Origin of the sequence: Acidovorax sp. HMWF018 (genome assembly GCF_003061035.1) — a bacterium.
Lineage (GTDB): Bacteria > Pseudomonadota > Gammaproteobacteria > Burkholderiales > Burkholderiaceae_C > Acidovorax > Acidovorax delafieldii.
In genome coordinates, this window is sequence record NZ_QAIM01000459.1 from 1 (window position 1) to 464 (window position 464).

Sequence of the window (464 nt, forward strand, 5' to 3'; positions counted from 1 at the left end):
TGTCGTGGCAGCGCGTGACCATTCCGGCCGGCGTGCCGCTGGGTGCCGGCCAGCAGACGCCCCGGCTGCGATCCGTGCTCGAAGGCCTGCTCGAAGACCGCGTGCTGGACGATGCCAGCCAGCTGCACTTTGCGCTGCAACCCGGCGCACAAAGCCGTGCGCAGGCTGGCGAGCCGGTGTGGGTGGCCGTGTGCGACCGCGCCTGGCTGCGCGAACACCTGCAGGCGCTGGAGGCCGCAGGCCGCCGCGTGGCCCGCGTGGTGCCCGAATTTGCGCCCGGCCCCACGGGCAGCGGCCAGTCCGAGCTGTGTGCCCTGGGCACGCCCGAAGAGGCGTATGTGGTGCTGACCGGCCATGGCGCCGACCAAGGCGTGGCGGTGCTGCCGCTGACCCCCATGGCCCTGACACTGGCACGCGTAGGCTTGCCAGCCGCCGACACCGGTGAAGACCAGGCTCTCATGGTC

General features: G+C 72.4%; 1 protein-coding gene. It reads left to right on the top strand.

Annotation, left to right across the window (positions count from 1 at the left end; all coding sequences use genetic code 11):
• Nucleotides 1-464: type II secretion system protein GspL (locus DBR23_RS31140; RefSeq protein ID WP_233250577.1), on the top strand; the 464-nt coding region annotated here is incomplete at both ends.